Here is a 25,294-nt window from a genome sequence, read left to right as displayed (position 1 = left end):
TTATTTGTTCGCATTCTTGTGCGCTTGCTGCATGGCAGCAAAACGACAAACAAATGATTTGGCTGGGAAAATTGCAGGATCACTGCGCATTGACCCGCGGGACAGGTCAGGGAATGAGCGTTTTTTGCAAGAATCAAGCAGATGCAAGACCACACAGTAAGCATGGCAATAGTACCTTTTGCCAAACTTAGATTAAAAATAGTCGTCTTATTTTAAATCATATGTCATTCATATGATGATTGGACTGCCCGGCGAACTGCTGGGCGCTTGCATACCACTCGTAGCTCAAAGGAGTCAGAATGAAACCACAACTGCGCCTTCCCGCCGCCCTCGCCCTGGCTTGCCTCAGTGCGCCGCTATGGGCCCACGGCACCATGGAAGTGCCGATCAACCGCACCTACAACTGCTTCAAGGAGGGCGCGGAATCGCCGAAATCCGCCGCTTGCCAGCAGGCCAAACTCGTAGGCGGCACCCAGGCCATGTACGACTGGAACGGCATCAACCAAAATCCTCAGGGCGACAACCACGCCGCGGTGGTGCCGGACGGCAAACTCTGCGCCGGCGGCCAAGACAAGTTCAAGGGCTTCAACCTGGGCCGCACCGACTGGCCGAAAACCAAGCTGGTGCCGGACGCCAGCGGCAACTACGAGTTCGTTTATCACGCCACCGCGCCGCACTCGACCAAGTACTTCAAGTTCTACGTCACCAAGAACGGCTGGGATCAAACCAAGCCGCTGAAGTGGTCTGACCTGGATCCGCAGCCCTTCCACACCGTGACCGGCAATCCGCCGCTGGACGCCAACAAGCGCTACCACATGGTGGCCAAGCTGCCGGCCGGCAAGAGCGGCCCGCACATCATTTTCAATGTCTGGAAGCGCGCGGACAGCGAAGAAGCCTTCTACTCGTGCTCCGACGTGATCTTCGGCGACGGCACCAACCCGCCGGAACCGCCGCCGGTGACCAATCCGTGGAAGGAAATCGGCAAGGTGACCGCTTATGAAAACCTGCCGAACAACAGCACCGCCACCTTGCGCGTGTTCGACGCCAGCGGCCGCGACGCCGAAACCATCCCGGTCAAACTGGACGCCGTCAGCGGGCAAATGACCAACTGGCCGTATGAGCTGGGCGTGAAAGTGAACGCAACTTCCAAGGCGATTCGCATCGGCGTGATGAATCAGAAGCAACGCACGGTAGGCATCACCCCGGAACATAGCGCCACCGCCAACCGCGTGTATCTGAACGACAACTACAAGGGCTACACCTACCAGATCGACCTGAAGAAGGGCGACGGCGGCATCAACCCGCCGCCGGTGGGCGACACCTGGAAAGAAGGCCTGTCCTACACCGCTGGCCAGATCGTAAGCTATCAGGGCAAGAAGTACCGCTGCCTGCAGCCGCACACCGCCTGGGCCGGCGCGGGCTGGACCCCGTCCACCCAACCCGCCTTGTGGGCGCCGGCTTAAGCCGTACCGCTCGGCGCGCGGGCTAAGAACGTGTTTACGATCTCGCGAGCTAAGGCGAGACAAGGCGAAAGTCGTTGAGAAAGCGGAATGGTCAAGTGGTACATGAACATTTCGAAGACGTTTCCAACGCCCTTGTCTAACAGTCCCGCCAACGCGCAGCAGATCGTAAACAGGTTCTAAGAGCGTGACGCGCTGAACCGCCGGCCTTCCCCCTCTGGGCAGGCCGGCTTCCCCCACCACTCCTGTCGCAGGCCATTCTTTGGATGGCGGCCATCCCATGCCCGCAACGCAGGCAGGATAGCTGCCGCGCGTCGCCTGCCGGGATTCGCTAGAAAGCCGGTTCCGATGGAAACCTCGACCCAGACCTACCCGCCCCTCGCAGCCTGGCTGCACTGGATTTGCGCCGTCGTGATCCTGTGGGCGATGATCAGCGGCTTCGCTCTCGCCTCCGGCGCGCTGCCGCCCGCCGTCGCCGCGGCGATTCCGCCGTTCAACGTCGCGCTGACCACCCTGCTAATACCCGTCTTCCTGCTGCGCATTGTCTACCGCGCCAGCTTCCGCATGCCGCCGCCCACCGGCATCCCGCCGGCCAAACACCGGCTGGCGCGCCGCGCGCACGCGCTGCTCTATCTGCTGAGCAGCCTGTCGCTGGCCAGCGGCTGGCTGATGATGGAACGGCCGGTCGATTTATTCGGCCTGCTCACTCTGCAACCCAGCCTGGAACCAGGCGCGGCCACGCGCGCGCTGCCCAAGCTGCACTTCGTCAGCAATATTCTGCTGGCTCTGCTGCTGAGCGCCCATATCGGCGCGGTAATCCAGCATCAGCGCAACGGACGCCGCCTGTTACGGCGCATGTCGCTGCTGGCTGGCTAAGAACGTGTTCACGATCTCGCGAGCAAGAGCGAGACAAGGCGAAAACCGCTGAGAAAGCGCAATGTGCCGGCGGTGCATGCAGTCGAAGCGGTGCTCGCCACGCCACGTCTCACGAAGCGCGGCGGACATGCAAGCGCTGCTAGCGCCGCCAGCTGATCAACACCACAGCCGCCACAATCACGCTCATCGCCAACATCTCGTGCAGGCCAATGTGCTCGCCAAGAAAGACCACCCCCAGCAGAACCGCGATCACCGGGTTGACGTAGGCGTAGCTGGTGGCGGCGGCCGGCGACACGGTCTTCAGCAGGAGCAGATAGGCGCTGTAAGCGATGATGGAGCCAAATACCGCCAGGTAGAGCAGAGCCAGCCAGCCGGACAGTGACGGCGTCGCCAGCAGTTTCTCGCCGTAGATCTGGCTGGCCAGCAGCAAAGCCGCACCACCGAAGATCATCATCCAGGCGCTGCCCATTGGTCCCTTTGGCTGAGCCAAATGGCGGCTCCAGGCCGAACCCAGCGCCCAGCCGGCGGAAGCCAGCAACAGCAAGGCCGCGCCGCTGGGGCTGGCCTTCAGATTGGCCCCCATGTTCAACAGCACCATGCCGCACACCCCCAGGCCGATGCCGGCCCACTCCACCTTGCGCGCCTTCTGGCCGAACATGCGCGCGAACAGCAAGGTGAACAGGGGAACGGTGGCGATCACCAATGCGGCCACGCCGGAGGACACATCTTTCTCCGCCACCGTGACCAGGCCGTTGCCCACTGCCGGCATCAATACGCCCAGCAAGGCGGCGCCGCCCAGTTCGCGCGCGTTAGGCATCGGGTATTTGCGCACGCACAAATAAGCCAGCATCAGCCAACCGGCCAAGGAAAAGCGCAAGCCGGCCATCATCATCGGCGGCCAGGACTCCACTCCTATGCGTATGCCCAGGTAAGTGGAGCCCCAGATCACGTACAGGGCGAAGAAAGCGGCTAGGGTCAGCGGGGGAATGCGCGAAAACGGCATGGTGCGGCTCAAGAAAGTGGAACCGAATACCATCCCGTATGGGAATGTCCGTGGCAAGCCCAATTTTGCCACGGACGCGGCCCCACTTAGCGTGTGGCCAGGCGCTGCAGGATGTTGGAAAACTCTTCCATATAGCTGTCGAAACGGGTGGCCAGCCGATCAACGTCGGTGGCGAAGCGGTTGTAGGCCACCACCGCCGGAATGGCCGCGAACAGGCCGATAGCCGTGGCCACCAGCGCCTCGGCGATGCCCGGCGCCACGGTGGACAAGGTGGCCTGACCAGCGTTGCCCAGGCCGATGAAGGCATGCATTATGCCCCACACCGTGCCGAACAGGCCGATATAGGGGCTAACCGAGCCCACTGTGGCGAGGAAGGAGGTATGGCTGTCCAGGGCGTCCAGCTCGCGCTGCGCCGCCGCCTTCATCGCGCGGCGCGAGCCGGCCATGATGTCCGACAGCTCGGTGCCGTTGCGGCCGCGAAGCTTCAAAAACTCGGCGAAGCCGGACTGAAAGATGCGCTCCATGCCCACCGTGTCGCTGCGGCGGCTGGCGTCTTCGTACAGTCGGTTCAGGTCCGCGCCGCTCCAGAAATTGCGCTCGAACTCGTCGCTATTGCGCCGCGCCGCGCGCAGCACCGAGATCTTGTTGAAGATCAGGGCCCAGGACAGCACCGACATCAAGGCCAGGCCGGCCATCACCAGTTGCACCATCAGGCTGGCGTCCAGGATCAGGCTCAGGAAGGAAATCTGTTGCACGGCAACTCCTCTTGTAATCGCCAGGCTCAGCGCAATACGCGGCCTGTTTCCAAATCAATGATGGTGGACGGTTTGCGCCGCTTGCCGATACGCCCCGGCAGGGTCAACACCCGTTGGCGGAACGCCTCGCGACAGGCGCGCGCGCTCTTCAACGATTGCTGGCCGGCGCGGTTGGCCGAAGTGGACACCAGCGCGGAACCCAAGGTGCGACACAAGGCCGCAGCCTCCCCATGCGCTGTGACGCGCACGGCGATCTTGTCGTGTTTGCCGCGCAAGGCCGGCGGCACTCGACGCGAAGCCGGCAGCAAAAAAGTATATGGACCGGGCCAATAGCGCGCCAGTTCCGCGTATTGGGCGGCGGTCAAAGGACGGATCAGGTGGCGGATCTGGGACACGTCGGCCGCGATCACGATCAGCCCTTTGTGATTGGGCCTGGCCTTGATCGCCAGAATTTTGCGGATGGCGCGCACATCCAACGGATTGCAGCCTAAGCCGTAGCAGGACTCAGTGGAATAGGCGATGACCTCGCCTTGCTTCAAGGCCGCGCGGGCCTGCTGTTGCAGGGCGCGGCCGGGCAGACGGGGCAAGGGCCGCACCCGGCCTGGCGTGAACTTCATGATGGACGGCGATGCGAAAGTAAAGCCGCATTGTACCGCTGTCCGCGGCGGCGACCTAGCGCTTCGATGCCCGGTCGTCGATATCCTCCGGCGCCGGCCGCCAGGCGTAGCAGCGCCAGGACGGCTGTTCCTCGCCGAACTGCTTCAACCAGTACGCCAGCCGGCACCAACAGCGGCGCTCATGACGCAGGAAATGCATCATCCTGCGCCGCCAGCTTCCTGCTTCCAGCGCTGCCGCCGGCGCGATGTGATTGTCGGTCATCATCTATTCTCCTCGACATCAGGCTCAGTCTCCGGCCAGCAGCAGGCCGGCCTTCATCTGTCGCTTCCAAATCTAGGAGAAGCCGCATTAAGCCAATGTCGAATTTTCGACGACAGCTGCAAAAATGCTATAAATCCGCCTCTTTCCCTCCCCCGGTCTGCACCGATATTTTTAAGCAGTTGGAACCTAGCCAAGCTGTCGATATCATTCATTGAAGTCCATAAGCAGCGTATTGAATATTTTTGCCACCCTCTTGCCGTCCTACCTTCCTGAGGCGGCAATGACCCCATTTCTTGATTCAGGCCATTGAAAGAACGAACGTTATGAGCATTTTGGTAACCGGCGGCGCCGGCTTCATCGGCGGCAATTTCGTGCTGGACTGGCTGGCGCAGAGCGATGAGCGCATCATCAACCTCGACGCGCTGACCTACGCCGGCAATCTCGACACGCTGAAAACGCTTGAACAGGACACGCGCCACGTTTTCGTGCGCGGAGACATCGGCGACCACGCTCTGGTCAGCGCCCTGCTGGCCGAGCACCAGCCGCGAGCGGTGATCAATTTCGCCGCGGAAAGCCACGTCGACCGCTCCATCCACGGGCCGGGCGACTTCATCCAGACCAATGTGGTGGGCACCTTCAATCTGCTGGAAAGCGTGCGCGGTTACTGGAACCAGCTGCCCGCCGAGGAGCGACGGGGCTTCCGCCTGCTGCACGTATCCACCGACGAGGTCTACGGCACGCTGGGGCCCGACGACGCGCCGTTCTCCGAACGCCACCGTTATGAGCCCAACAGCCCCTACTCAGCTTCCAAGGCCGCGTCCGACCACCTGATACGCGCGTGGCACCACACCTACGGCCTGCCGGTGCTGACCACCAATTGCAGCAATAATTACGGCCCTTATCATTTCCCGGAAAAGTTGATTCCTCTGGTCATTCTCAACGCGCTGGCCGGCAAGCCGCTGCCCATCTATGGCGACGGCAGTCAGGTGCGCGACTGGCTCTACGTCAAAGACCATTGCTCCGCCATCCGCCGCGTACTGGAAGCCGGCGTGCCCGGCGAAACCTATAACGTCGGCGGCTGGAACGAAAAAACCAATCTGGACGTGGTGAAGACCATCTGCGCGCTGTTGGACGAACTGGCGCCGCACGCCGACCCGGCTCGCCGCTATGCCGATCAGATCGCCTTCGTCGCCGACCGGCCCGGCCATGACCGCCGCTACGCGATAGACGCGCGCAAGCTGGAGCGCGACTTGGGCTGGAAACCACAGGAAACCTTCGATAGCGGCATCCGCAAAACCGTGGCCTGGTATCTGCAACATCAAGACTGGGTGGCCAACGTCAGCAGCGGCGCCTATCGCGACTGGGTGAACCGGCACTATGGCTGAGCGCGAACCCACCATATTGCTGACCGGAGTCAACGGCCAGCTCGGTCATCAGCTGCGGACCGCGCTGGCGTCGCTGAGCAATATCGTCGCGTTGAACCGGACCGAACTGGACCTGAGCCAGACCGACAGCATCCTCCAGGCACTGGAGCGCCACCAGCCCGACATCATCGTCAACCCCGCCGCTTACACCGCCGTGGACCGCGCAGAAAGCGAAGTGGAGCAGGCCCGCTCGGTCAACGCCGCCGCGCCGGCGTTGCTGGCGCAATGGGCGGCGAGGCGACAAGCGCTGCTGCTGCATTACTCCACCGACTACGTGTTCGACGGCGCCGGCGAACGGCCTTGGCGCGAGGATGACCCGGCCCGGCCGCGCTCGGTCTACGGCCAAAGCAAATGGGAGGGCGAGGAGGCGGTGCGCGCCGCCGCGCCTCGGCATTTGATCCTCCGCACCAGTTGGGTGTTCGGCGCCCACGGCGGCAATTTCCTCAAAACCATTCTGCGGCTGGCCCAGGAGCGCGACAACTTGCGGGTGGTCGCCGATCAGATCGGCGCGCCCACCTCCACCGCGCTGATCGCCAACGTGACCGCGGCGCTGCTGCGCGACTATCTGCGCAAGCCGGCCGATTTCGCCTACGGCAGCTACCATCTGGCGCCGCAAGGTGAAACCAGCTGGCACGGCTACGCCCGCTTCCTGGTTGCCGAGGCGGAAAAACTCGGCTTCCCGCTGCGGCTGTCGCCCGCCGACATCACGCCCATCGCCACCGCCGACTACCCATTGCCGGCGCCCCGCCCCGCCAACTCCCGGCTCGACTGCGCCAAGCTGCAGCGGACCTTCGGCCTCACGCTGCCGCGCTGGGAAAGCGGCGTCGAGCAAGTGCTGGCCGAACTGGCCGCCCAACCGCAACAGAAAGACATCCAATGACTCTGGCACGCAAAGGCATCATCCTGGCCGGCGGCTCCGGCACCCGGCTCTATCCGGCCACCATTTCGGTCAGCAAGCAATTGCTGCCCATCTACGACAAACCGATGATCTACTATCCGCTGACCACGCTGATGCTGGCCGGCATCCACGAGATCCTGATCATCTCCACTCCGCAGGACACGCCGCGCTTCGAGCAGTTGCTGGGCGACGGCAGCCAATGGGGCATCCGACTGCAATACGCGGTGCAACCCAGCCCGGACGGTCTGGCCCAGGCCTTCATCATCGGCGAGGATTTCCTGGCCGGGGCGCCGTCCGCCTTGGTGCTGGGCGACAACATCTATTACGGTCACGACTTTTCCGCCTTGCTGCAAGACGCCAACGCCAAACGCAGCGGCGCCAGCGTGTTCGCCTATCGCGTCAACGACCCGGAGCGCTACGGCGTGGTGGCCTTCGACGCCGACGGCAAGGCACTGTCCATTGAGGAAAAGCCGACGCAGCCCAAATCCAATTACGCGGTGACCGGCCTGTACTTCTACGACGAGCAGGTAGTCGACATCGCCAAGTCCATCAAACCCTCCCCTCGCGGCGAGCTGGAGATCACCGACGTCAACAACGTCTATTTGCAACAGGGACAGCTATCGGTGCAAACCATGGGCCGCGGCTACGCCTGGCTGGACACCGGCACCCATGAATCGATGCTGGAAGCCAGCCAATTCATCGCCACCATTGAAAGCCGTCAGGGCCTGAAAGTGGCCTGCCCGGAAGAGGTGGCTTACCGCTCCGGCTGGATAGGCGACGAACAGGTGCGCCAACTAGCCAAGCCGCTGCAGAAAACCGGCTACGGCCGTTATCTGCTGGCGATGCTGGATCAACCAGTCTATTGATGCCGACGAGCAGCGCATGAACATCATCGACACCACTATTCCCGACGTCAAAATCATCGAGCCCGCCGTGTTCGGCGACGAGCGCGGCTTCTTCTTCGAAAGCTTCAATCAGCAGCGCTTCGAAGCCGCCGTCGGCCGCCCGGTCCACTTCGTTCAGGACAATCACAGCCGTTCGGCCAAAGGCGTGCTGCGAGGCCTGCACTACCAATTGGCGCCGCACGCTCAAGGCAAACTGGTCCGGGTGGTTGAAGGCGAGGTCTTCGATGTCGCCGTCGACATCCGCCGCGACTCGGCCAGCTTCGGTCAATGGGTAGGCGTGCGCCTGTCCGCCGCCAACAAGCGTCAGTTATGGGTGCCGCCGGGCTTCGCCCACGGCTTCCTCACTCTGTCGGACAACGCCGAATTCCTGTACAAGACCACGGATTACTGGTTCAAGGACCTGGAGCGCGCCATCGCCTGGAACGACCCGGAGCTGAACATCGCCTGGCCGCTGGACGAAGAACCCCAACTATCGCCTAAGGACGGCGCCGCGCCTGGCCTGCGCCTGGCCGAATTAGGCTGAGCCGGACCCAAGCCCGGAAATGCAAACAGCGCCGCGAACGACGCTGTTTTTGCTTCAAACGACGGGGCTCAGAATCTGTTCACGATCTCGCGAGCTAGAGCGAGACTTTGAACGGGCTCTCAGTGCTTGCGGCCAATCGCGCGCGCGCCTATGTCCCGGCGCAACTGCTTGCCTGCGAACTGAATCTGGTCAGCCAACGTGTAAGCCTTGCCCTGCGCCATCTTGACGCTGTCGCCCAGGCCTACCGCGCACAGCACTCGGCCGCCGTTGCTGCGCAGTTGCTTGTCCGCGTCCAGGCTGACGCCGGCGTGGAACACCATGCCGTCCTCGCTCTCCGGCGGAAGGCCGCTGATCAGATCGCCCTTGCGCGGCGCTTCCGGATAGCCTTCGGCCGCCAGCACCACGCCCAGCGCCACGCGCCGGTCCCATTCCGCCTCTACCTGGTTCAGACGTCCGTTGACGCCGGCTTCCAGCAGCACGGTGAAATCCGACTTCAGCCGCGCCATGATGGGTTGAGTTTCAGGATCGCCGAAGCGGCAATTGAACTCGATGGTATAAGGATTGCCTTGGGCGTCTATCATCAGGCCTGCATAGAGAAAGCCGGTATAGCTGTGGCCGTCCTTCTTCATGCCCAGCACTGTGGGCAGGATGATTTCGCGCATCACCCGGTTGTGCACCGCCGGCGTCACCACCGGCGCCGGGCTGTACGCGCCCATGCCGCCGGTATTCGGGCCCTGATCGTTGTCCAGCAGCCGCTTGTGATCCTGGCTGGTGGCCATGGGCAGCACATGGTCACCATCCACCATCACGATAAAGCTGGCCTCCTCGCCTTGCAGGAAGTCCTCTATCACTACCCGCGCCCCGGCGCTGCCCATCTTGTTGCCCACCAGCATGTCGTCGATGGCGGCGTGCGCCTCGTCCAGCGTCAACGCCACCACCACCCCCTTGCCTGCGGCCAGGCCATCGGCCTTGATCACGATGGGCGCGCCCTTGGAATCGACATAAGCATGGGCGGCGGCGGCGTCGCTGAAGGTTTCATAAGCGGCGGTGGGGATGCCGTGGCGCTTCATGAAGGCCTTGGCGAAATCCTTGGAGCTCTCCAACTGCGCGCAGTATTGAGTGGGGCCGAATATCCGCAGCCCCTCGGCGCGGAAGGCATCCACCACGCCGGCCGCCAGCGGCGCTTCCGGGCCCACCACGGTCAGCTCGATTTTCTCCTGCTTGGCGAAAGCCACCCACTCTGCCACGCTGCCAAGATCGACGTTGGTCAGATTGGGGTCCAGCGCGGTGCCGGCGTTGCCGGGCGCGACAAAGACCTTGGACACCCGGCGCGACTTGGCGATGCGCCAGGCCAGCGCGTGCTCGCGCCCGCCGGAGCCGATTACCAGTACTTTCATGTGCGATGCTCCACTCGTTTTTGCGGCGCGCCTCGGCGCGCCGGATTTCTCATTCGATCACAATTGCCAACGCAACCAGGCAAACAGGACATTGCCGTTGTTGTGCCCGCCGGGAATATAAGTGGCCTGCAAGGCCAGCCGGCGGTATTCCACCGACACCAGCGGCAGCACCGCCGGCAACGGCGCGTAACTGTAGTCCGAGCGCGCGGTGACGCCGGCGGTAAAGCCCGCTCCCAAGCGCCAGCCTTCCAGCGGACGCCACACTTTCTGGAAGGCGTAGCCCACAAAGGGCTCCACGTCCTTATGCGAATCAAGGAAGGCCATCGCGTACAGCGCGTGCCAATCGCCGTCGGCGTCGTAGCGATAACGCCCCAGGCCCAAGCCCCACGGCCGTTCGTTGAACTGCTTGATCTTCTCTCTATCGTAGAAGGCGCGGTTGTGCCACGTCACCGCCGGCACGTACAGCTCGTACTGGTCGGAACGCCAGGCCGCCTCGATATTGGCGCGGCTCCGCTGCCAGAAACCTTGCGATTCGGCGGCCGGCTCTTCGGCCCGCGCCGCCAGGCTGCAGGACGCCAACAAGCCGGCGCCCAGCCAACAGGCAATTGCTCTCATCAGAAAAACAACAAATCCATGCAAAGAAGCCGGCATGCCGGCCTCCTCCGGTTAATCGGAAAAACTCAGTGGCGGAAGTGGCGCACTCCAGTCAGCACCATCGCGATGCCGTGCTCGTCGGCGGCGGCGAAGACCTCCTCGTCGCGCATCGAACCGCCCGGCTGGATGATGGCCTTGATCCCCTGTTCGGCGATGACGTCGATACCGTCGCGGAACGGGAAGAAGGCGTCGGACGACGCCACCGCGCCCTGCAGGCTCAAGCCGGCGTCTGCCGCCTTGCGCGCCGCGATGCGGGTGGAGTCCACGCGGCTCATCTGACCAGCGCCGATACCGGCAGTCTGACCATTTTTACAGAAAACAATTGCATTCGACTTCACATATTTCGCCACGCGCCAGGCGAATAGCAGGTCGGACAGTTCCTGCGGCGTCGGTTGACGTTGGGTCACCACACGCAACTCGTCCAGGCCCACATTGCGGATGTCCGGCGTCTGCACCAGCACGCCGCCGCCCACCCGCTTCAGCTCGAAGCGGTTGGAGCCGGCTTCCAGCGGAATTTCCAGCACGCGCACATTCTTCTTGGCGGCGATGACGGCCTTGGCTTCCTCGGTGAAGGCCGGCGCGATCAACACCTCCAGGAACTGGCCGGTCACCGCTTCCACCGTGGCGGCGTCCACCGGGCGGTTGAAGGCGATGATGCCACCGAAAGCGCTGGTGGTATCGGTGGCGAAGGCCAGCCGGTAAGCGCTCAGCGTGTCGCCCGCCACCGCCACGCCGCAGGGGTTGGCGTGCTTGACGATGACGCAGGCTGTATCGTCGAAGGTCTTCACCGCTTCCCAGGCGGCGTCGGCGTCGGCGATATTGTTGTAGGACAGTTCCTTGCCTTGCAGCTGGCGATAATTGGCGATGGAGCCGGCGGCCGGGTCCAGGTCTCGGTAGAAAGCGGCCGCCTGGTGCGGGTTCTCTCCGTAACGCATGTCCTGAACTTTGACGAACTGAGCGTTGAGGCGTTTGGGGAAGGCCACGCGTTCCGGTTTGCCCGCCAGCGCGCCGTCGGCCAGGCTGGTCAGATAGTTGGAAATGGCGCCGTCGTAGGCGGCGGTGTGAGTGAAGGCCTTCTTGGCCAACTCAAAGCGAGTGGCCTTGGACAACGCGCCGCCGTTGGCGCGCATTTCCTCGGCCAATGCCGCATAGTCGGCGGCGTCGGTGACGATGGCCACGTGCGCCCAGTTCTTGGCGGCGGAACGCACCATGGTCGGCCCGCCGATGTCGATGTTCTCGATCGCGTCTTCCAACTCGCAGTCGGGATTGGCGATGGTGGCTTCAAACGGGTAGAGGTTGACGCAAACCAGATCGATGTTGCCGATATCGTGCTCGGCCATCTTGGCCACGTGTTCCGGCAGATCGCGGCGGCCCAGAATGCCGCCGTGCACTTTCGGATGCAAGGTCTTGACCCGGCCGTCCAGCATTTCCGGGAAGCCGGTGTAGTCGGACACCTCAGTCACCGGCACGCCTGCGTCGGCCAGCAGTTTGGCGGTGCCGCCGGTGGACAGGATGTGCACGCCTTGGGAGGCCAGGGCCTGGGCGAATTCCAGAATGCCGCTCTTGTCGGAGACGCTGATCAGCGCGCGTTCGATTTTGCTCATGGTTCTCTACCGCGTTAACTAAAAAGAAACACAAAAAAAACCGGCCACCCTGTTCGGTATGGCCGGTTTGTCTTCATATCAAATCATAAGACTTCATCTTTTTGCGCAGGGTGTTGCGGTTCAATCCCAGCAACTCCGCCGCCCGGGTCTGATTGCCCTGGGTGTGTATCAGCACCACCTCGAGCAATGGCTTTTCCACGCAAGCCAACACCATGTCGTAGATGGCGGAGGGGTTCTCGCCATCCAGGTCTCTGAAATACTGTTCCATCGCCAGCCGCACCGACTGCGAGATATGGTCATTGTTCTGCATGGTTATTATTCTGTCCAAGTCTGATTGGAATTAGCCATCCACCACCGTCTCCGAGTCGTGGTCCAACGCTTCCCCAGCGCCATCCAAATACACCAGCCGTTCGGAGTCCCCCGCCAAACGGTCGAAATAAGCCGCCACGGCCAAGCGCTGTTCCGCCGTGGACTCGAGTTGGTACATCTGCTGGCGGAACGCATTTCCGCCCTGCAGCCCCTTGGTGTACCAGGCGATGTGCTTGCGGGCGATGCGGCAGCCCGAGTATTCGCCGTAAAACTGGTATAGCTCATCCAGATGCCCCAGCAAGAGCTGACGGATCTCGCTCACCTTCGGCGGCGGCAGGCATTCGCCGCTCTCCAGAAAATGCTGAATTTCGCGGAAAATCCACGGGCGCCCCTGGGCCGCCCGTCCTATCATGATGGCATCGGCGCCGGTATGTTCCAGCACCCACTGTGCTTTCTGCGGGGTATCGATGTCGCCGTTGGCGATCAACGGAATCCGGATCTGCCGCTTCACCTCGCGTATCGTGTCGTACTCGGCCGCGCCGCGATACATGTCCTCGCGGGTGCGGCCGTGCAAGGCCAGCGCGGCAATGCCGCAATCCTCCGCCAGCCTGGCCACTCTCAAGGCGTTGCGGTGCTCGGGGCTCCAGCCGGTCCGCGTCTTCAGCGTCACCGGCACATCCACCGCCTTGACTACCGCCTCCAGGATGCGGCCCACCAGCGCCTCGTCGCGCAGCAGCGCCGAACCGGCGGCCACATTGCACACTTTTTTGGCCGGACAGCCCATATTGATGTCGATGATCTGCGCGCCGCGCTCCACGTTGAGCCGCGCCGCCTCGGCCATTTGCGCCGGATCGGAACCCGCGATCTGCACCGAGATCGGCTCCACCTCGCCGGTGTGATCCGCGCGGCGCAAGGTCTTGGCCGTGGTCCACAGCGCCTTGTTGGAGGTGATCATTTCCGATACCGCCATGCCGGCGCCCAACTGCTTGCACAGCATGCGGAACGGTCTATCCGTCACTCCGGCCATGGGCGCCACGATCAGCCGGTTTTTCAATGTGTACGAACCAATGCGCATGCGTGCGAAACTCTGGGATAACTGACTGAAGGGCCGGTATTGTAAAGCTTTTTCCCAGGGACGTGGATTTTTTTTGCTTATTTTTTGAGCAAACCCCATAGCGGCAAGCCATGGGATCGCGGGGATGAGGTGGAAGTTGGCCGATAAGCCGGGTCTTGTCGTTGGACAGTCATTCCTCTAGGCCTGCCGTTACCGACAGGCTCAAGCGACCTACCCGGGGATATACGCGAGCAACGTCAATTCCCCCTATTTGGTCTTGCTCCGGATGGGGTTTTGCCTGCCGTCCGTGTTACCACGTCCGCGGTGCGCTCTTACCGCAGAATAGGGCACCACACCCTACCTGTCCGACCGGACTCTCGCCCGGCCAGTACACCTTTTCACCCTTGCCTGATCCGTCCCGCCGCTTGCGCGGCGAAATAAAGAATCCGCGCCCTTGCGGGCGCTTCTTCCGGCCATCGGCGGTTCAGCTCTCTGCGCCACTTTCCATCGCCTCACGGCGTCCGGCCGTTAACCGGCATCCTGCTCTATGGAGCCCGGACTTTCCTCCCCGCTCCTTCTTGCGAATTTGCGCGGCGACTGTCTGGCCAACTTCCGGCCGCCATTCTACCCGATTCCGCCCCGGCCGGCCCGACATTTTGCCATGACAAACGCGATAATCCCTTATACTGGCGGGTCCACCGAGCGATAACGACAAAAACATGGAGCTGAATCAAGCCAAGCTGTCCCGTCTGCAATTGTTTGGCACGCTCGCTATTGTGTTCATGCTGGCGCTGACCTTGTCCAGCTACTTCCTGCTGAGCAGTTGGAATGACTTCCAGACTCGCCAGCACACCATACGTCAGGACGCTTACGCGCGCGCGCGCGACTACCTGCGCTCCTATGCCGATCACGCCGCGCAAACCTTGTCCGCGCTGCGCGAACGCACCAACGACACCCTGAAGCAAAGACTGCGCGAACAAGTGGACCAGGCGTGGAACCTGGCCGACGCCGTCTGGCGCCAGGAGCGCCTGCGCCGGCCCCCGCATCAAGTGCAGCGGCTGATCGCGGAAGCGCTGCGGCCGCTGCGCTATTTCGATGGCCGCGGCTACTTCTTCATCGACGGCCTGGACGGGCGCTGCGTGCTGCTGCCCACCGCGCCGCAGTTGGAAGGCGGCTCGCTGCTGGCCAACCGCGACGATCAAGGCCGCTACATCATGCGCGCGCTGATCGAGTCCGTGGACAACCCCCAACAGCGCGGCTTCAGCTCTTACCGCTGGTACCAGCCGGGCCGCGGCGAGATGAGCGAGAAAGTCGCCTACGCCCGCCGTTTCGGACCTTACAACTGGCTGATAGGCAGCGGCGAGTATCTGAACAACGTCGAAACCGATATGCAGAAGCAAGGCCTGGAGATGCTGGCGCGGATGCGCTTCGGCCACGACAGCGGCGACTTCATGATCATAGACCGCCACGGCGTGATCCTGCTGGACCCGTCCAATCCGACGATGAACGGCAAGCACTACTCCGCCCTGCCCGGCGCCGACCGCGGCCGCATTGCCGAACTGATCCGCCGCGGCAAGCAAGGCGGCTTCATGGAATACCTGATCAGCAGCCTGGACGCGCCGCAGGGCGAGCGCTATCTGTCCTATGCGCGCCAGCTGCCCGGCTGGGACTGGACCCTGGTCACCAGCCTGCGCGTGCAGTCCATCGAGGACAGCAGCCAGCGGGCGAGACAGGAACTCGAGCTCAGCCTGCGCGAACGCATTGTCGCCACCTTGCTGCTGACCCTGGCCGCCCTGTTGGCCGCCGCGGCCTTCTGCTGGTGCTTCCTGCGCTGGCTCAACGCGCTGGTGCAGCGCTACCGCCAGGACCTGCAGCAAAGCCACCTCTCGCTGGAGCAGCGCTCGCGCGACCTGCGCCTCAGCCACTTCATGGTGGACAACGCCACCGATCTGATCGCGCTTCGCAACGCCGCCGGCGACATCGTTTACTGCAACCAAGCAGCGCGTCAACGGCTGGATTGCGGTTGCGACGCCGCGACGCTGACTCGCGCGCTGTTCCGCCCGGCCACGGACGCCCTGCCTCACACCTTCGACACCCGCCTGCAATGCTGCGGCGAAGAGCAATGGCTGGAAGTCACCGTCAGCCCGCTCAACTACCAAGGCGAAGACTATCTGTGCGCCACCGGCCGCGACATCACCGCTCGCCGCCAGACCGACCGCCAACTGCGGCTGGCCGCCAAGGTGTTCGAATCCAGCAACGAGGCCATCCTGGTCACCGACCCGGACAACCGCATCCTGGCGGTCAACCGCGCCTTCTGCGCGATCACCGGCTACGAAGAGAGCGAGGCCCTGGGTCAGACTCCAGCCCTGCTCGCCTCCGGCCGCCACGAACCGGCCTTCTTCGAAAACATGTGGCAGCAACTGACCCAGCGCGGCCAATGGTCCGGCGAGATCTGGAACCGCCGCAAGAACGGCGACATCTTCCCGGAATGGCTGAACATCAGCGTGCTGCAAAACGAACAGGGTGAAATCAGCCATTACGTGGCGCTGTTCACCGACATCTCCGAACGCAAGGAGCAAGAGGCGCGGGTCCAGCACCTGGCCGAGTACGACGCGCTGACCGACCTGCCCAACCGTGTGCTGATCAACGACCGGCTGCAGCAGGCGATCCGCCAGGCAGAGTTGCGTCAGGGCCAGCTGGCGGTGCTGTTCGTCGATCTGGATCACTTCAAGAACATCAACGACACCCTGGGCCACGGTTTGGGCGACGAGCTGTTGAAACAGGCGGCCGGCCGCCTAAGCGCCGCGGTGGGTGCGCTGGACACCGTCGGCCGCACCGGCGGCGACGAGTTCGTGCTCATCCTGCCGTCCATCGATCAGCCCGGCGAGGCCGCTCAAGTGGCCGAACGCGTGCTGGCCGCGATGCAACGCCCCTTCGACATCGGCGCCCACCAGCTCAACGTCAGTTGCAGCATAGGCATCAGCCTGATGCCGGACGACGGCCGCGACCTGCAGAATCTGCTGATGAACGCCGATCTCGCCATGTACCACGCCAAGGCGCACGGCCGCAGCACCTTCCGCTTCTACACCCGGGAAATGAACGTGGAAGTGGCTGAACGGCTGCATCTGGAAACCCGGCTGCGCCGCGCCATCGAACATGGCGAGCTCTATCTGGTGTATCAGCCGCAGTTCAATATGAGCGGCGAGCGCCTGCTCGGCTGCGAGGCGCTGGTGCGCTGGCGCGATCCGGAGCACGGCTTGATCATGCCCTCTCGCTTCATTCCCATCGCAGAGGACACCGGCCTGGTGGTGCCGCTGGGACGCTGGGTGCTGGGCGAAGCTTGCCGCCAGGCGGCGCAATGGTACGACAGCGGCCTGCGCCCGGTGCGCATGGCGGTGAACGTCTCAGCGCGGCAACTGACGCGGCCGGACTTCGTCGACGACGTGCGCGATGCGCTGCAAAGCAGCGGCCTGCCCGGCTACTGCCTTGAAATCGAAGTCACCGAAAGCACGCTGATGGAGGACGCGGACTTCGCCGCGCGCCAATTGGCGGTGATCAAAGCAATGGGCGTGCGCTTGTCGATAGACGATTTCGGCACCGGCTACTCCAGCCTGGCCTATCTGAAGCGGTTCGCGCCGGACACCATCAAAATAGACCGTTCCTTCATCATCGATCTGCCGCAGGATGAAGAAAACGCGGCCATCGTCTCCGCCATCGTTCACCTGGCTAACGCCCTGGGCATGGACACGCTGGCCGAGGGCGTCGAACACCCGCAGCAGCAAATCTACCTGGGTAAACTCGGCTGTTCGGCGATGCAGGGCTATCTGCTGGGCGCGCCGCTGTCCGCCGAAGCGATGGAACAGCGCATGGACGCCTTGCGGCAGCGGCTATCGGTCTGAGAACCTGTTCAAAGCCTCGCGAGCAAGGGCGAGACAAGGCGAAAACGAGCGAAAAAACGGAATGGCCGAGGGGTACATGAGCATGTTGAGCTTGTACTCACCATGCAACGCCTCACAAAGCGCAGCAGGCTTTGAACCGGTTATGAGTCCGGCCCGGCGCACGCCGGACCGGACGCTTCGCCTCTCAGTCCAGCGGCCGGTTCGCCGTTTCCGGCACCATCGCCAGCCCAATCAGCGATACCAACATGCATAGCCCCGCGTACAAGGCCGGCGCATTAGGATCTCCGGTCAACTTGATCAGACCGGCGGCGAAGAACTGCGCAAAACCGCCGAAGATCATCACCCCCACGCAATAAACAATGGACATGCCGCTGGCGCGGATGCGACGTGGAAACAGTTCCGGCAGCAAGGCGATGCTCGGCACCGAGGTATACACCAGCGGTAAGGTCAATATCGCCACCACCAAGAGCAGCACCGGCCAGCTCGAGGCCGCGTTGACCAACATGAAACCCGGATAGATCAACAGCAACAGCAGCAAGCGCGGCCACAGAATGGACTTGCGCCGGCCGATGCGGTCGCTCCACCGCCCGGCCGGCACCGACAACAGCACTTGCAGCAATGCCGCGGTCGACGCGGCCCAGATCGCCACCGCCAAGGGCATGCCCAGCACCGTCACCGCGTGGTTGGCCAGATAATGGCCGACGATGAAGGTAGGCGCCGTGCCGCCTATGGTCAACAACACCCCGGCCAGCAGCTGCCGCCAATGCCGTCGCAACAAAGGGCCGGCCGGCTCCACCGTCGCCCGGGGCGCGATCGCCGACGACGCAGTCTCGTCCAGTTGGTGGCGAATGTACTCGCCTACCGGGATCGCCAGCACGCCGATGGCGAAAACCAGACGCCAACCCCAGGCATCCATCGCCGCCGCGGACAACATCCCGCTAAGCAAGCTCACCGTCAGCGTGCCGGCCAACACCCCCAGCCCCTGGCTGAACAACTGCCAGCTACAGTAATAGCCGCGCGACTTATCATCGGCGTACTCCATCAACATGGAGGTGGCCGCGCCCACCTGGCCGCCGACGGCGAAGCCCTGCACCAGCCGCCCCAGCACCACTAGCGCCGGCCCAAGCAAGCCAGCCTGCGCATAGGTGGGCGCCACCACGAACAACAACGAGCCTATCGCCATCAACCACAGGCTGAGCCGCAAGGCCGGCTTGCGCCCCTTGCGATCCGCGTACAGGCCGATGACGATGCCGCCTATCGGCCGGCTGACGAAGCCGGTGCCGAACACGGCGAACGACAGCATGAGTTGCAGCAGCGGCTCGTCGCTGAACGGAAAAAACAAGCGCCCCATCAAGGTGGCCAGCGCGCTGTAGACGATGAAATCGTAGAACTCCAACGCATTGCCCACGGTGATGGCGATGATCGCGCGGCGGCTGGGCGCGGCCGGCCGCGCTGCCGCCCATTGCGCCGCCGTCATTGCCCGCCCCCGGCCTCGCCGCCCAGATAACGCTCCACCAGCTTGACCCAGTAGCTGGCGCCCACCGGCAAAGCCTGGTCGTTGAAGTCGTAGCCGGGGTTATGCACCATGCAGCCGCCCTCTCCATCGCCGTTGCCGATGATCAGATAACAGCCCGGCACCCGTTCCAGCCAGAAGGCGAAATCCTCGCTGCCGGTCAGCGGCGGCATCTCCGCCGCCACCCCGTCCTCGCCCAGCCAGTCCAACGCCACCTGCCGCGCCAACGCGGTGGCCGCCTCGTCGTTGATCAACACCGGATAGCCGTATTGATAATCCACTTCGGCGCGCGCGCCGAAACCGGCGGCCTGCGCTTCGGCCAACGCTTCGATCCGCTGGCGCAGCAAAGCGCGCACCTCCGGCCGCAAGGCGCGGATGCTCAAACGCATTTCCGCGCGCTCAGGAATCACGTTCGGCGCCTCCCCAGCCAAGATGGCCCCCACCGTCACCACGGCCATGTCCAGCGGCGGCACATTGCGCGCCACCACACTTTGCAAGGCCATCACCAGCGAAGCCGCCACCACGATGGGGTCCACCGCTGTGTGCGGCATCGCGCCGTGGCCGCCGGTGGCGTGAATGCGAATCACCGCGGTGTCGGTGGAGGCCATGAACGGACCGGACCGGAAACCTAATTGTCCCACTGGAAAGCCCGGCATATTGTGCATGGCGAAGATGGCGTCGCAGGGGAACAAGCGGAACAGGCCGTCGTCCAGCATGCGCTTGGCGCCGGAGCCGCCATGCCCCTCCTCCGCGGGCTGGAAAAAGAGATGCACGGTGCCGCTAAAACTGTCCCGCCGCGCCAGCTCGCAAGCGGCGGCCAGCAGCATCGCGGTATGACCGTCATGGCCGCAGGCGTGCATTTTTCCCTCCACGCGGCTGGCCCAGGGCAAGCCGGTGCTTTCCTGAATCGGCAGCGCGTCCATGTCTGCGCGCAGGCCTATGCGCGGCCCCTCGCCGCGGCGCAGGGTGCCGACCACGCCGGTGACGCCCAATCCTTCGTGGATCTCGTAGCCCCATTCGCGCAGACAGCGGATCACGTGGCGGCGGGTTTCCACCTCCTCGAAACCCAACTCCGGGTGGGCATGTATCTTGTGGCGCAGTTCTGTCATCGCCGGAGCGATATCGCGGATGCCGGGCAGAATGTGAGCGTTCATGGCCTTGTCTCCTTATGGTGTCTATGAGCCTCTTGTCGCACACTGTCTTGGCGGCGATGGACACGACGCCGAAACAGCGATCACAGACTAGCGGCAATAGTTAACAGGTGAATAGACTTGAGAAAGTGATCGAGAACACTTCTGGTTGTCCACTTGGAGAAAAGATGAAACTGCAGCAACTGCAAGCGCTGATCGCGCTGGCCGACGGCGGCGGCATTCGCGCCGCCGCGCGCATGTTGGATCTGTCCCAGGCCGCGGTCAGCAAGACGCTGCGCGAGCTGGAGCAAGAACAGCGGCTGCCCCTGTTGCAGCGTCACGCCAGCGGCGCACGGCTGACCGAGGCGGGTCAGGCGCTGCTGATCCATGCTCGCCAGGTGGCGATGCAACTGGAACGCGCCCACGGCGAAATGGAAGCGCTGCGCGGCCAACGCGACGCCCGGCTATGCATAGGCGTCACGCCCTGGCTGGTGCCCACGCTATTGCCGGAAGTGGTGTTGCGCTTTCGCCAACGTCTGCCGGAAATCCGGCTGGAACTGTTCGAAGGCTTGCTGGCGGTGGCGCTGCCGCGCTTGCGCGACGGCCAGATGGATTTCGCCATCGGCCCGCTGTTCGAGCCGCTGGCGCAGGAATTCCATTGCCAGCCGCTGTTCAGCCACGGCGGCCGAGTGTTCGCCCGCAACGGGCATCCTGCGCTGCGCGCACAATCCTTGTCCGCGCTGCTGGAGCAGGATTGGGTGGTCAATTACAGCCCGGCCAGCTACCGCCACGTGCTGGACCAGTTGTTCACCCGCCACGGCCTGGCTATCGCGCCGGAACGGCTGATCTGCGCGCAGTCGATGGCGCTGCTGGCCGGCCTGGTTCAGGCCGGCATGCTCAGCTATGGGCCGGAACCCTTGTTGCTGTGTCCGGAGTTCGCCGGCAAGGTCCAGGCCTTGTCGCTGCGGGAAGACATGGAAGAGATCGTCATCGGCGTGATCAGCCTGCAAGGGCAGGCTCACGGTTATGCCGCGCGCGGCTTCATCGACTGTCTGCGGCAGACGCTGCGCCAACGCATGGGCTCCGCCCGGCCAGAGGACCGGGCGCTGGCGCGCATGCTGACGCTGCGGTTTTAGAACCCGTTCAAAGCCGCGAAGATTCGTCGATACGGCGTTGACCGGCGATTGCCTCGCTCAATCAAAGCGCAAGGTGTAACGCGACTCTACCGAGGCGTCGGTACCCGCCCGCAGCACCATCGACCAGCCCTTGCTCAGTTGATAGGCCAGCTTCACCGCCTGGTTCGCGCTGGTTACGCCGTACTCGTAGCCCAAATACAGTTCGCGAGTCAGCTGACGGCCCACCGTCACCACCTGCTCCGCCGGGCTCACCGTGCCGTTGGCCAAGGTTTTTTCCTTGCGGCTGGACACGCCCAAGTCATCGAACAGGCCGATCTGGTCGTTGAGCGAACCGGCCAACATCATGCCGGCGGAGGCCGCCAGATCGTTGTCGTCGCGCTCGCCGCTCGCCGCCCGGCCCAACACCAGCCAGGCCAGCTTGTCCTTTTCCGACATCGGCTCGTCCGCGATCAGACGCACCTTGGGCACCGACACCGAACCGCTGACTTCCACGCCGGCGCCCACCGGCGACAGGCGGCGCTTGGCGCGCACATTGAGCAGCGGATTATCCAGAGGGCCGTTGAAGGTGATCGCGCCGTACTCGATGTCCAGGTCCTGTCCGTAAGCCTTGTAACGGCCCTTGACCACACGTACCTGACCCTTGGCGCCCGGCGCTTCGCCCGGATTGGCGCTCACGCGCACCGAGCCGGTCAAGTCCACGTTCAAGCCCTGGCCGGAGAAGCGGAAGTGATCTCCCAGGTCCAGATCCAGCGCCACTGTCAGCGGCATGCTGGCGAAGGCCGACGGCTCCGGCCCGGGCCGGCCCTTGACCATCACGTCGTCGCTCAGGCTGGGCGCGCCGAACTTGGGCAGGCCGATGCGGCCCTGATCCGCGCGGATATGGCCGGTCAGCGACAATTTGCCGGCCACCATCGCCAGTTCCGTGCGGCCGGACACCACCAGCCGGCGGTTGGGACGGTCGAACACGCCAAACTTGCGCAACTCCACCGCCACCCGCGCATCCGGGGTGTCGCCGCTGAGATCCAGCGCTCCGCTGGCCGCCACCTCGCCTTCGCCGCCGGCGAAACGCAAGCGCTCCAACACCAGCTTGCGGCCGTCCAGCCGCGCCAGCAGGCTGCCGTCGCCCAGGCGGATGCCGGTGCGGCGGTCGGCCAGCAATAATTTGTCGCCGCGTATCGTCCCTTGCGCCATCGGCAGGCTCAGCGCGCCGGTCAGCGCCAGATTGGCGCCGATCTGACCGCCCAGTTCCAAAGAAGGGCCGGCGAAGCTGGCCAGCGTCGCCAGCGAGGGCACGCTAGCGCTGACGGTGGCGTTGAGCGGGGTTTTGGCGTCGATGGCGCCGCCGTTCCACGGCACGGAACCCTTGCCTTGCAGCTGGGCGTAGCGGCTGTCCAAATTCAGATCGAACAAGGCGCGGCCGCCGTCCAACGTCAGGGTGGCGACCGCGGTCTTCAAGCCCAGCGCCACGTCCTTGCCCTTGTCTCCCGGCAATTGCACATCGCCGCCGGCGCGGCGCAGCACGAATTGGCCCTTGGCGTTGGCCGCCAGATTCAGATTCCAGTCGGAGTCGAAGCTCAGATCCTGCTTCACCGGCAGGCTGAGCAAGGGGCCCAGCTCCGCCAGCCTCAAGCCGCGCGCGGAGCCGCGGGTGCTGAGCGCTCCGTTGGCCCCGCGGTTGAGTTCCGCCAGGGTAATGCTGCCGCCCAGCGCGGCCAAGCGGGCGTTGCCCACCTTGATCTGCTCGCCCAGCTCCAGCGCCACCGGCGCCAGCAGGCTGAGGCCGGGACGACCGCTCAACTCCAGCTTGCTCAAGGTGCCGGCCCAAGGCCCGGCCTCGCCGCGCAAGCCGCCGCTAGCCGCCAGTTGCAGCGCGTAGGGGTGATCGGCCAGACGGAAACGTCCGTCCAACTGCAGAGCGTGGCGCGCACGGGTGCCGTTGGCGCTGGCGCGCAATTGCTCGGCGCGGAAACCGCCGGCCTGCAGCGCGGCCACATCCAGTTTGAGCTGGAACGGGCTGTTCTGGTCGGCTTTGACGTTGCCGCTGAATTGCATGCTCTGCACGGCGATATTGCCCGGCAGCTTCAGACGGTCGGCTTGCAGATTGGCGCTGATCAACGGTGCCTTGGGCGTGCCAGCCAGTTCTCCCTGCCCCTTGACCACGCCGGAGAAGCCGGGGCCGATCAGACCGAGGTTGGGCGCGTCGATCAAGAGTTTTAGCTTGTCGCCGGCGGCGCCGTAAGCGCCGTTGGCCTGCAGCCGGTTCTGCGCCAGCCTCAGGTCGGCACTGAGCGATTTCAGGCGTTCGCCCTGCAGTTGCAGGTCGGCGGCGCCGCTTAGCGGCGCGCCGGACAGCTTGCTGGGGGAGAATTGCAGCTTGGCCGCCACATTCAGCGGGCTGGCCAGTTGGCCCTTGGCCTGCAGACTGGCGTTGAGGTCGCCGCTAGGCAAGCCGGGCTTGAGCTTGGACGGATCTGCGCGATTGAGCTTGCCGTTGAAATCGAACAACTGCTTGCCATCCAGCCCCAATTGGCCGGATAGAGCCAGGCTGCCCACACCGGCGGTCAATTCCGCCTGCCGGATCAGCAGCGCCGGGTGCGGCGCCGGCGCAAAACCGACATTGGCCTTGGCCTGCAGGGTTTTGCCCTTGAGCTGTGCCAGGATGTTGGGACCGCTCAGAGGGCCGTCCAGCGTCACTCGGCCGTCCAGACTGTCGTCCGGCGCGTCGGCGTGCAATTGCCGCAGGCCCAGCTTGGAAATATCCAACGCCAGCTTGAGCCGGTCCGGCTGCACCTGGCCGGCCAGGCCGATTTCGCCGCCGGCGATCCGGGCGTGGGTGCTGAACAGCTCCAGCGCCTTGTCGTCGGCGCGGAACTCGCTTACCAGCAAGGATAGCGGCAAGCGCTGATCGGACAAGGGGCCGGCCTGCTCGTTGAGGAGGGTCAGCCCGCCTTTGACGCGCTGGCCGGCGTCCGGCTCCGCAAACACCGCCAAACTGAGTTTGGCGCGCGGCCATTCCGGCAGGATGGCTTGCGGATTGATGCCGGCCATGCGCGCGTCCAGCCGGGTAAAGCTATTGAAGGGATTGCTGGCGAAGGGCAGCAGGCCGCCCTTGACGTCGGCCACCAAGTCTTTGCCGGATAACTCGCCGTCAAAGCTCAGGTGCAGCAGATTGCCGCCCAGCGCCAGCCGCGCCTGATAGGGAATCTTGTCCAGTTCGCCGTCGGCGCTGAGCTTGCCCTGCAGCGCGAAGGGCTTGGCATCGGCCAATTGCAGCGCCGCCGCGGCCTCGCCCCAGGGCGAACCCAGGCGCTTGAGCTTGAGATCGTGGCGCCGGCCATCGTAGACGTAGCCGGCTTCCAGGCCGTAAAGCCGCAGCTTGGCCGGCTCCAGCGTCACGCTGGCCACGCTCAGCCGGTCCAGACGGATCTCCAGCGGCAAGGCTAGAGACTCCGGCGCACCGCTGGGCGGGGTGGCCGGCGTCGGTTTCACCGCCACCTTGACGTGGCCCACGGCCAATTGCCGCACCCACAATTGGCGCTGCCACAAGGCGCCCGGCCGCCAGTCCAGCTGCACGGACTCGATGTCCACGTCGCTGCCGGCGCTGCGCACGCGCACCTCGCTCAATTTGAAGCCGTCCCACAGCGTGCCTTCGGCGTGCTTGACGCTGACGGTGTTGCCGCTGAGGCCGCCCAGCGACTGCATCAGCCAGGCGAAACCGGCGCGGCTGCCGGTCAACCAGGCGCTGGCGGCCAGCAGCAGCGCGACCAGCAACAAGGGCAGCCACAGCAGCCAGCGCCAACGACGGCGCTTGGGCTTGGCCGGCGGCGGCGGGGCGGTGTCGGGAGTGGGGGAGGTGTCGGTTTCGCTCATGAATG

Annotated in this window: 20 protein-coding genes and 1 other RNA gene; 8 read left to right on the top strand and 13 right to left on the bottom strand. The window is 64.1% G+C overall.

Features of this window, described 5'->3' with window-relative positions; genetic code table 11:
- The first annotated feature begins 299 nt into the window (after positions 1–299).
- Both BR71_RS10705 and BR71_RS10700 read left to right on the top strand, forming a co-directional pair.
- Positions 300–1,463 carry a lytic polysaccharide monooxygenase gene (locus BR71_RS10705; RefSeq protein ID WP_043636802.1) on the top strand — a complete coding sequence of 388 codons (1,164 nt, stop codon included), beginning with the start codon at positions 300–302 and terminating at the stop codon, positions 1,461–1,463.
- 345 nt (positions 1,464–1,808) lie between these two features.
- Positions 1,809–2,336 carry a cytochrome b/b6 domain-containing protein gene (locus tag BR71_RS10700; protein WP_052370487.1) on the top strand — a complete coding sequence of 176 codons (528 nt, stop codon included), beginning with the start codon at positions 1,809–1,811 and terminating at the stop codon, positions 2,334–2,336.
- A gap of 139 nt (positions 2,337–2,475) precedes the next feature.
- On the opposite strand, the gene yedA is transcribed toward BR71_RS10700, so the two are convergent.
- The 4 genes from yedA to BR71_RS10680 all read right to left on the bottom strand — a co-directional run bounded on the left by yedA (position 2,476) and on the right by BR71_RS10680 (position 4,976).
- Positions 2,476–3,339, bottom strand: coding sequence for a drug/metabolite exporter YedA (gene yedA / locus BR71_RS10695; RefSeq protein WP_043636896.1), 864 nt, complete (start codon positions 3,337–3,339; stop codon positions 2,476–2,478).
- An 86-nt stretch (positions 3,340–3,425) separates the two neighbouring features.
- Positions 3,426–4,094 carry a protein TolQ gene (tolQ, locus tag BR71_RS10690; RefSeq protein ID WP_043636798.1) on the bottom strand — a complete coding sequence of 223 codons (669 nt, stop codon included), beginning with the start codon at positions 4,092–4,094 and terminating at the stop codon, positions 3,426–3,428.
- A 26-nt stretch (positions 4,095–4,120) separates the two neighbouring features.
- Positions 4,121–4,711 carry an L-threonylcarbamoyladenylate synthase type 1 TsaC gene (tsaC, locus tag BR71_RS10685; RefSeq protein WP_081554421.1) on the bottom strand — a complete coding sequence of 197 codons (591 nt, stop codon included), beginning with the start codon at positions 4,709–4,711 and terminating at the stop codon, positions 4,121–4,123.
- A 55-nt stretch (positions 4,712–4,766) separates the two neighbouring features.
- Positions 4,767–4,976 carry a hypothetical protein gene (locus tag BR71_RS10680; RefSeq protein WP_043636795.1) on the bottom strand — a complete coding sequence of 70 codons (210 nt, stop codon included), beginning with the start codon at positions 4,974–4,976 and terminating at the stop codon, positions 4,767–4,769.
- Positions 4,977–5,278: 302 nt separating this feature from the next.
- Here BR71_RS10680 and rfbB point away from each other — a divergent pair, with 302 nt between their 5' ends.
- From rfbB to rfbC, 4 genes are read left to right on the top strand one after another with little or no spacing between them, the layout of a single operon-like run.
- A complete protein-coding gene (gene rfbB / locus BR71_RS10675; RefSeq protein WP_425265942.1) occupies positions 5,279–6,358 on the top strand; it encodes a dTDP-glucose 4,6-dehydratase in 1,080 nt (359 codons plus the stop codon).
- Entirely contained in the window at positions 6,351–7,277 is a 927-nt protein-coding gene (gene rfbD / locus BR71_RS10670) for a dTDP-4-dehydrorhamnose reductase (RefSeq protein ID WP_043636789.1), read from the top strand. Before rfbB ends, rfbD begins: the two co-directional genes overlap by 8 nt.
- Positions 7,274–8,161, top strand: coding sequence for a glucose-1-phosphate thymidylyltransferase RfbA (gene rfbA, locus BR71_RS10665; protein WP_043636786.1), 888 nt, complete (start codon positions 7,274–7,276; stop codon positions 8,159–8,161). The genes rfbD and rfbA overlap by 4 nt, the downstream gene beginning before the upstream one ends.
- A 16-nt stretch (positions 8,162–8,177) precedes the next feature.
- The gene (gene rfbC / locus BR71_RS10660; protein ID WP_043636783.1) at positions 8,178–8,723 is read left to right on the top strand and encodes a dTDP-4-dehydrorhamnose 3,5-epimerase; all 546 of its coding nucleotides are present in this window, start codon (positions 8,178–8,180) and stop codon (positions 8,721–8,723) included.
- A 119-nt stretch (positions 8,724–8,842) separates the two neighbouring features.
- On the opposite strand, the gene purD is transcribed toward rfbC, so the two are convergent.
- The 6 genes from purD to rnpB form a co-directional block, all read right to left on the bottom strand.
- Entirely contained in the window at positions 8,843–10,120 is a 1,278-nt protein-coding gene (gene purD, locus BR71_RS10655; protein WP_043636780.1) for a phosphoribosylamine--glycine ligase, read from the bottom strand.
- Positions 10,121–10,177: 57 nt separating this feature from the next.
- Entirely contained in the window at positions 10,178–10,735 is a 558-nt protein-coding gene (pagP, locus tag BR71_RS10650) for a lipid IV(A) palmitoyltransferase PagP (protein WP_043636890.1), read from the bottom strand.
- A gap of 65 nt (positions 10,736–10,800) precedes the next feature.
- A complete protein-coding gene (purH, locus tag BR71_RS10645; RefSeq protein ID WP_043589467.1) occupies positions 10,801–12,378 on the bottom strand; it encodes a bifunctional phosphoribosylaminoimidazolecarboxamide formyltransferase/IMP cyclohydrolase in 1,578 nt (525 codons plus the stop codon).
- Positions 12,379–12,451: 73 nt separating this feature from the next.
- Entirely contained in the window at positions 12,452–12,688 is a 237-nt protein-coding gene (gene fis / locus BR71_RS10640) for a DNA-binding transcriptional regulator Fis (RefSeq protein WP_019100932.1), read from the bottom strand.
- Positions 12,689–12,718: 30 nt separating this feature from the next.
- Positions 12,719–13,762 carry a tRNA dihydrouridine synthase DusB gene (gene dusB, locus BR71_RS10635; RefSeq protein ID WP_043589466.1) on the bottom strand — a complete coding sequence of 348 codons (1,044 nt, stop codon included), beginning with the start codon at positions 13,760–13,762 and terminating at the stop codon, positions 12,719–12,721.
- Between the two features lie 128 nt (positions 13,763–13,890).
- An RNA gene (gene rnpB / locus BR71_RS22950) (RNase P RNA component class A) lies at positions 13,891–14,354 on the bottom strand.
- A 106-nt stretch (positions 14,355–14,460) separates the two neighbouring features.
- Between rnpB and BR71_RS10630 the strand changes: the two genes are divergently transcribed.
- The gene (locus BR71_RS10630) at positions 14,461–17,640 is read left to right on the top strand and encodes a bifunctional diguanylate cyclase/phosphodiesterase (protein ID WP_052370486.1); all 3,180 of its coding nucleotides are present in this window, start codon (positions 14,461–14,463) and stop codon (positions 17,638–17,640) included.
- 184 nt (positions 17,641–17,824) lie between these two features.
- Here BR71_RS10630 and BR71_RS10625 read toward each other — a convergent pair whose 3' ends face one another.
- Positions 17,825–19,117 carry an MFS transporter gene (locus BR71_RS10625; RefSeq protein WP_043636778.1) on the bottom strand — a complete coding sequence of 431 codons (1,293 nt, stop codon included), beginning with the start codon at positions 19,115–19,117 and terminating at the stop codon, positions 17,825–17,827.
- Positions 19,114–20,307, bottom strand: coding sequence for a M20 aminoacylase family protein (locus BR71_RS10620; RefSeq protein WP_043636775.1), 1,194 nt, complete (start codon positions 20,305–20,307; stop codon positions 19,114–19,116). Before BR71_RS10620 ends, BR71_RS10625 begins: the two co-directional genes overlap by 4 nt.
- A 164-nt stretch (positions 20,308–20,471) precedes the next feature.
- Between BR71_RS10620 and BR71_RS10615 the strand changes: the two genes are divergently transcribed.
- Entirely contained in the window at positions 20,472–21,419 is a 948-nt protein-coding gene (locus BR71_RS10615; protein WP_043636772.1) for a LysR family transcriptional regulator, read from the top strand.
- Between the two features lie 57 nt (positions 21,420–21,476).
- Here BR71_RS10615 and BR71_RS10610 read toward each other — a convergent pair whose 3' ends face one another.
- Positions 21,477–25,289 carry a translocation/assembly module TamB domain-containing protein gene (locus BR71_RS10610; RefSeq protein WP_043636769.1) on the bottom strand — a complete coding sequence of 1,271 codons (3,813 nt, stop codon included), beginning with the start codon at positions 25,287–25,289 and terminating at the stop codon, positions 21,477–21,479.
- Positions 25,290–25,294: the final 5 nt, after the last annotated feature.

This window comes from Chromobacterium haemolyticum DSM 19808 (assembly GCF_000711885.1).
Lineage (GTDB): Bacteria > Pseudomonadota > Gammaproteobacteria > Burkholderiales > Chromobacteriaceae > Chromobacterium > Chromobacterium haemolyticum.
The sequence above is the reverse complement of the archived record's forward strand: the minus strand, read 5'-3'. Positions and strand labels throughout refer to the sequence as shown.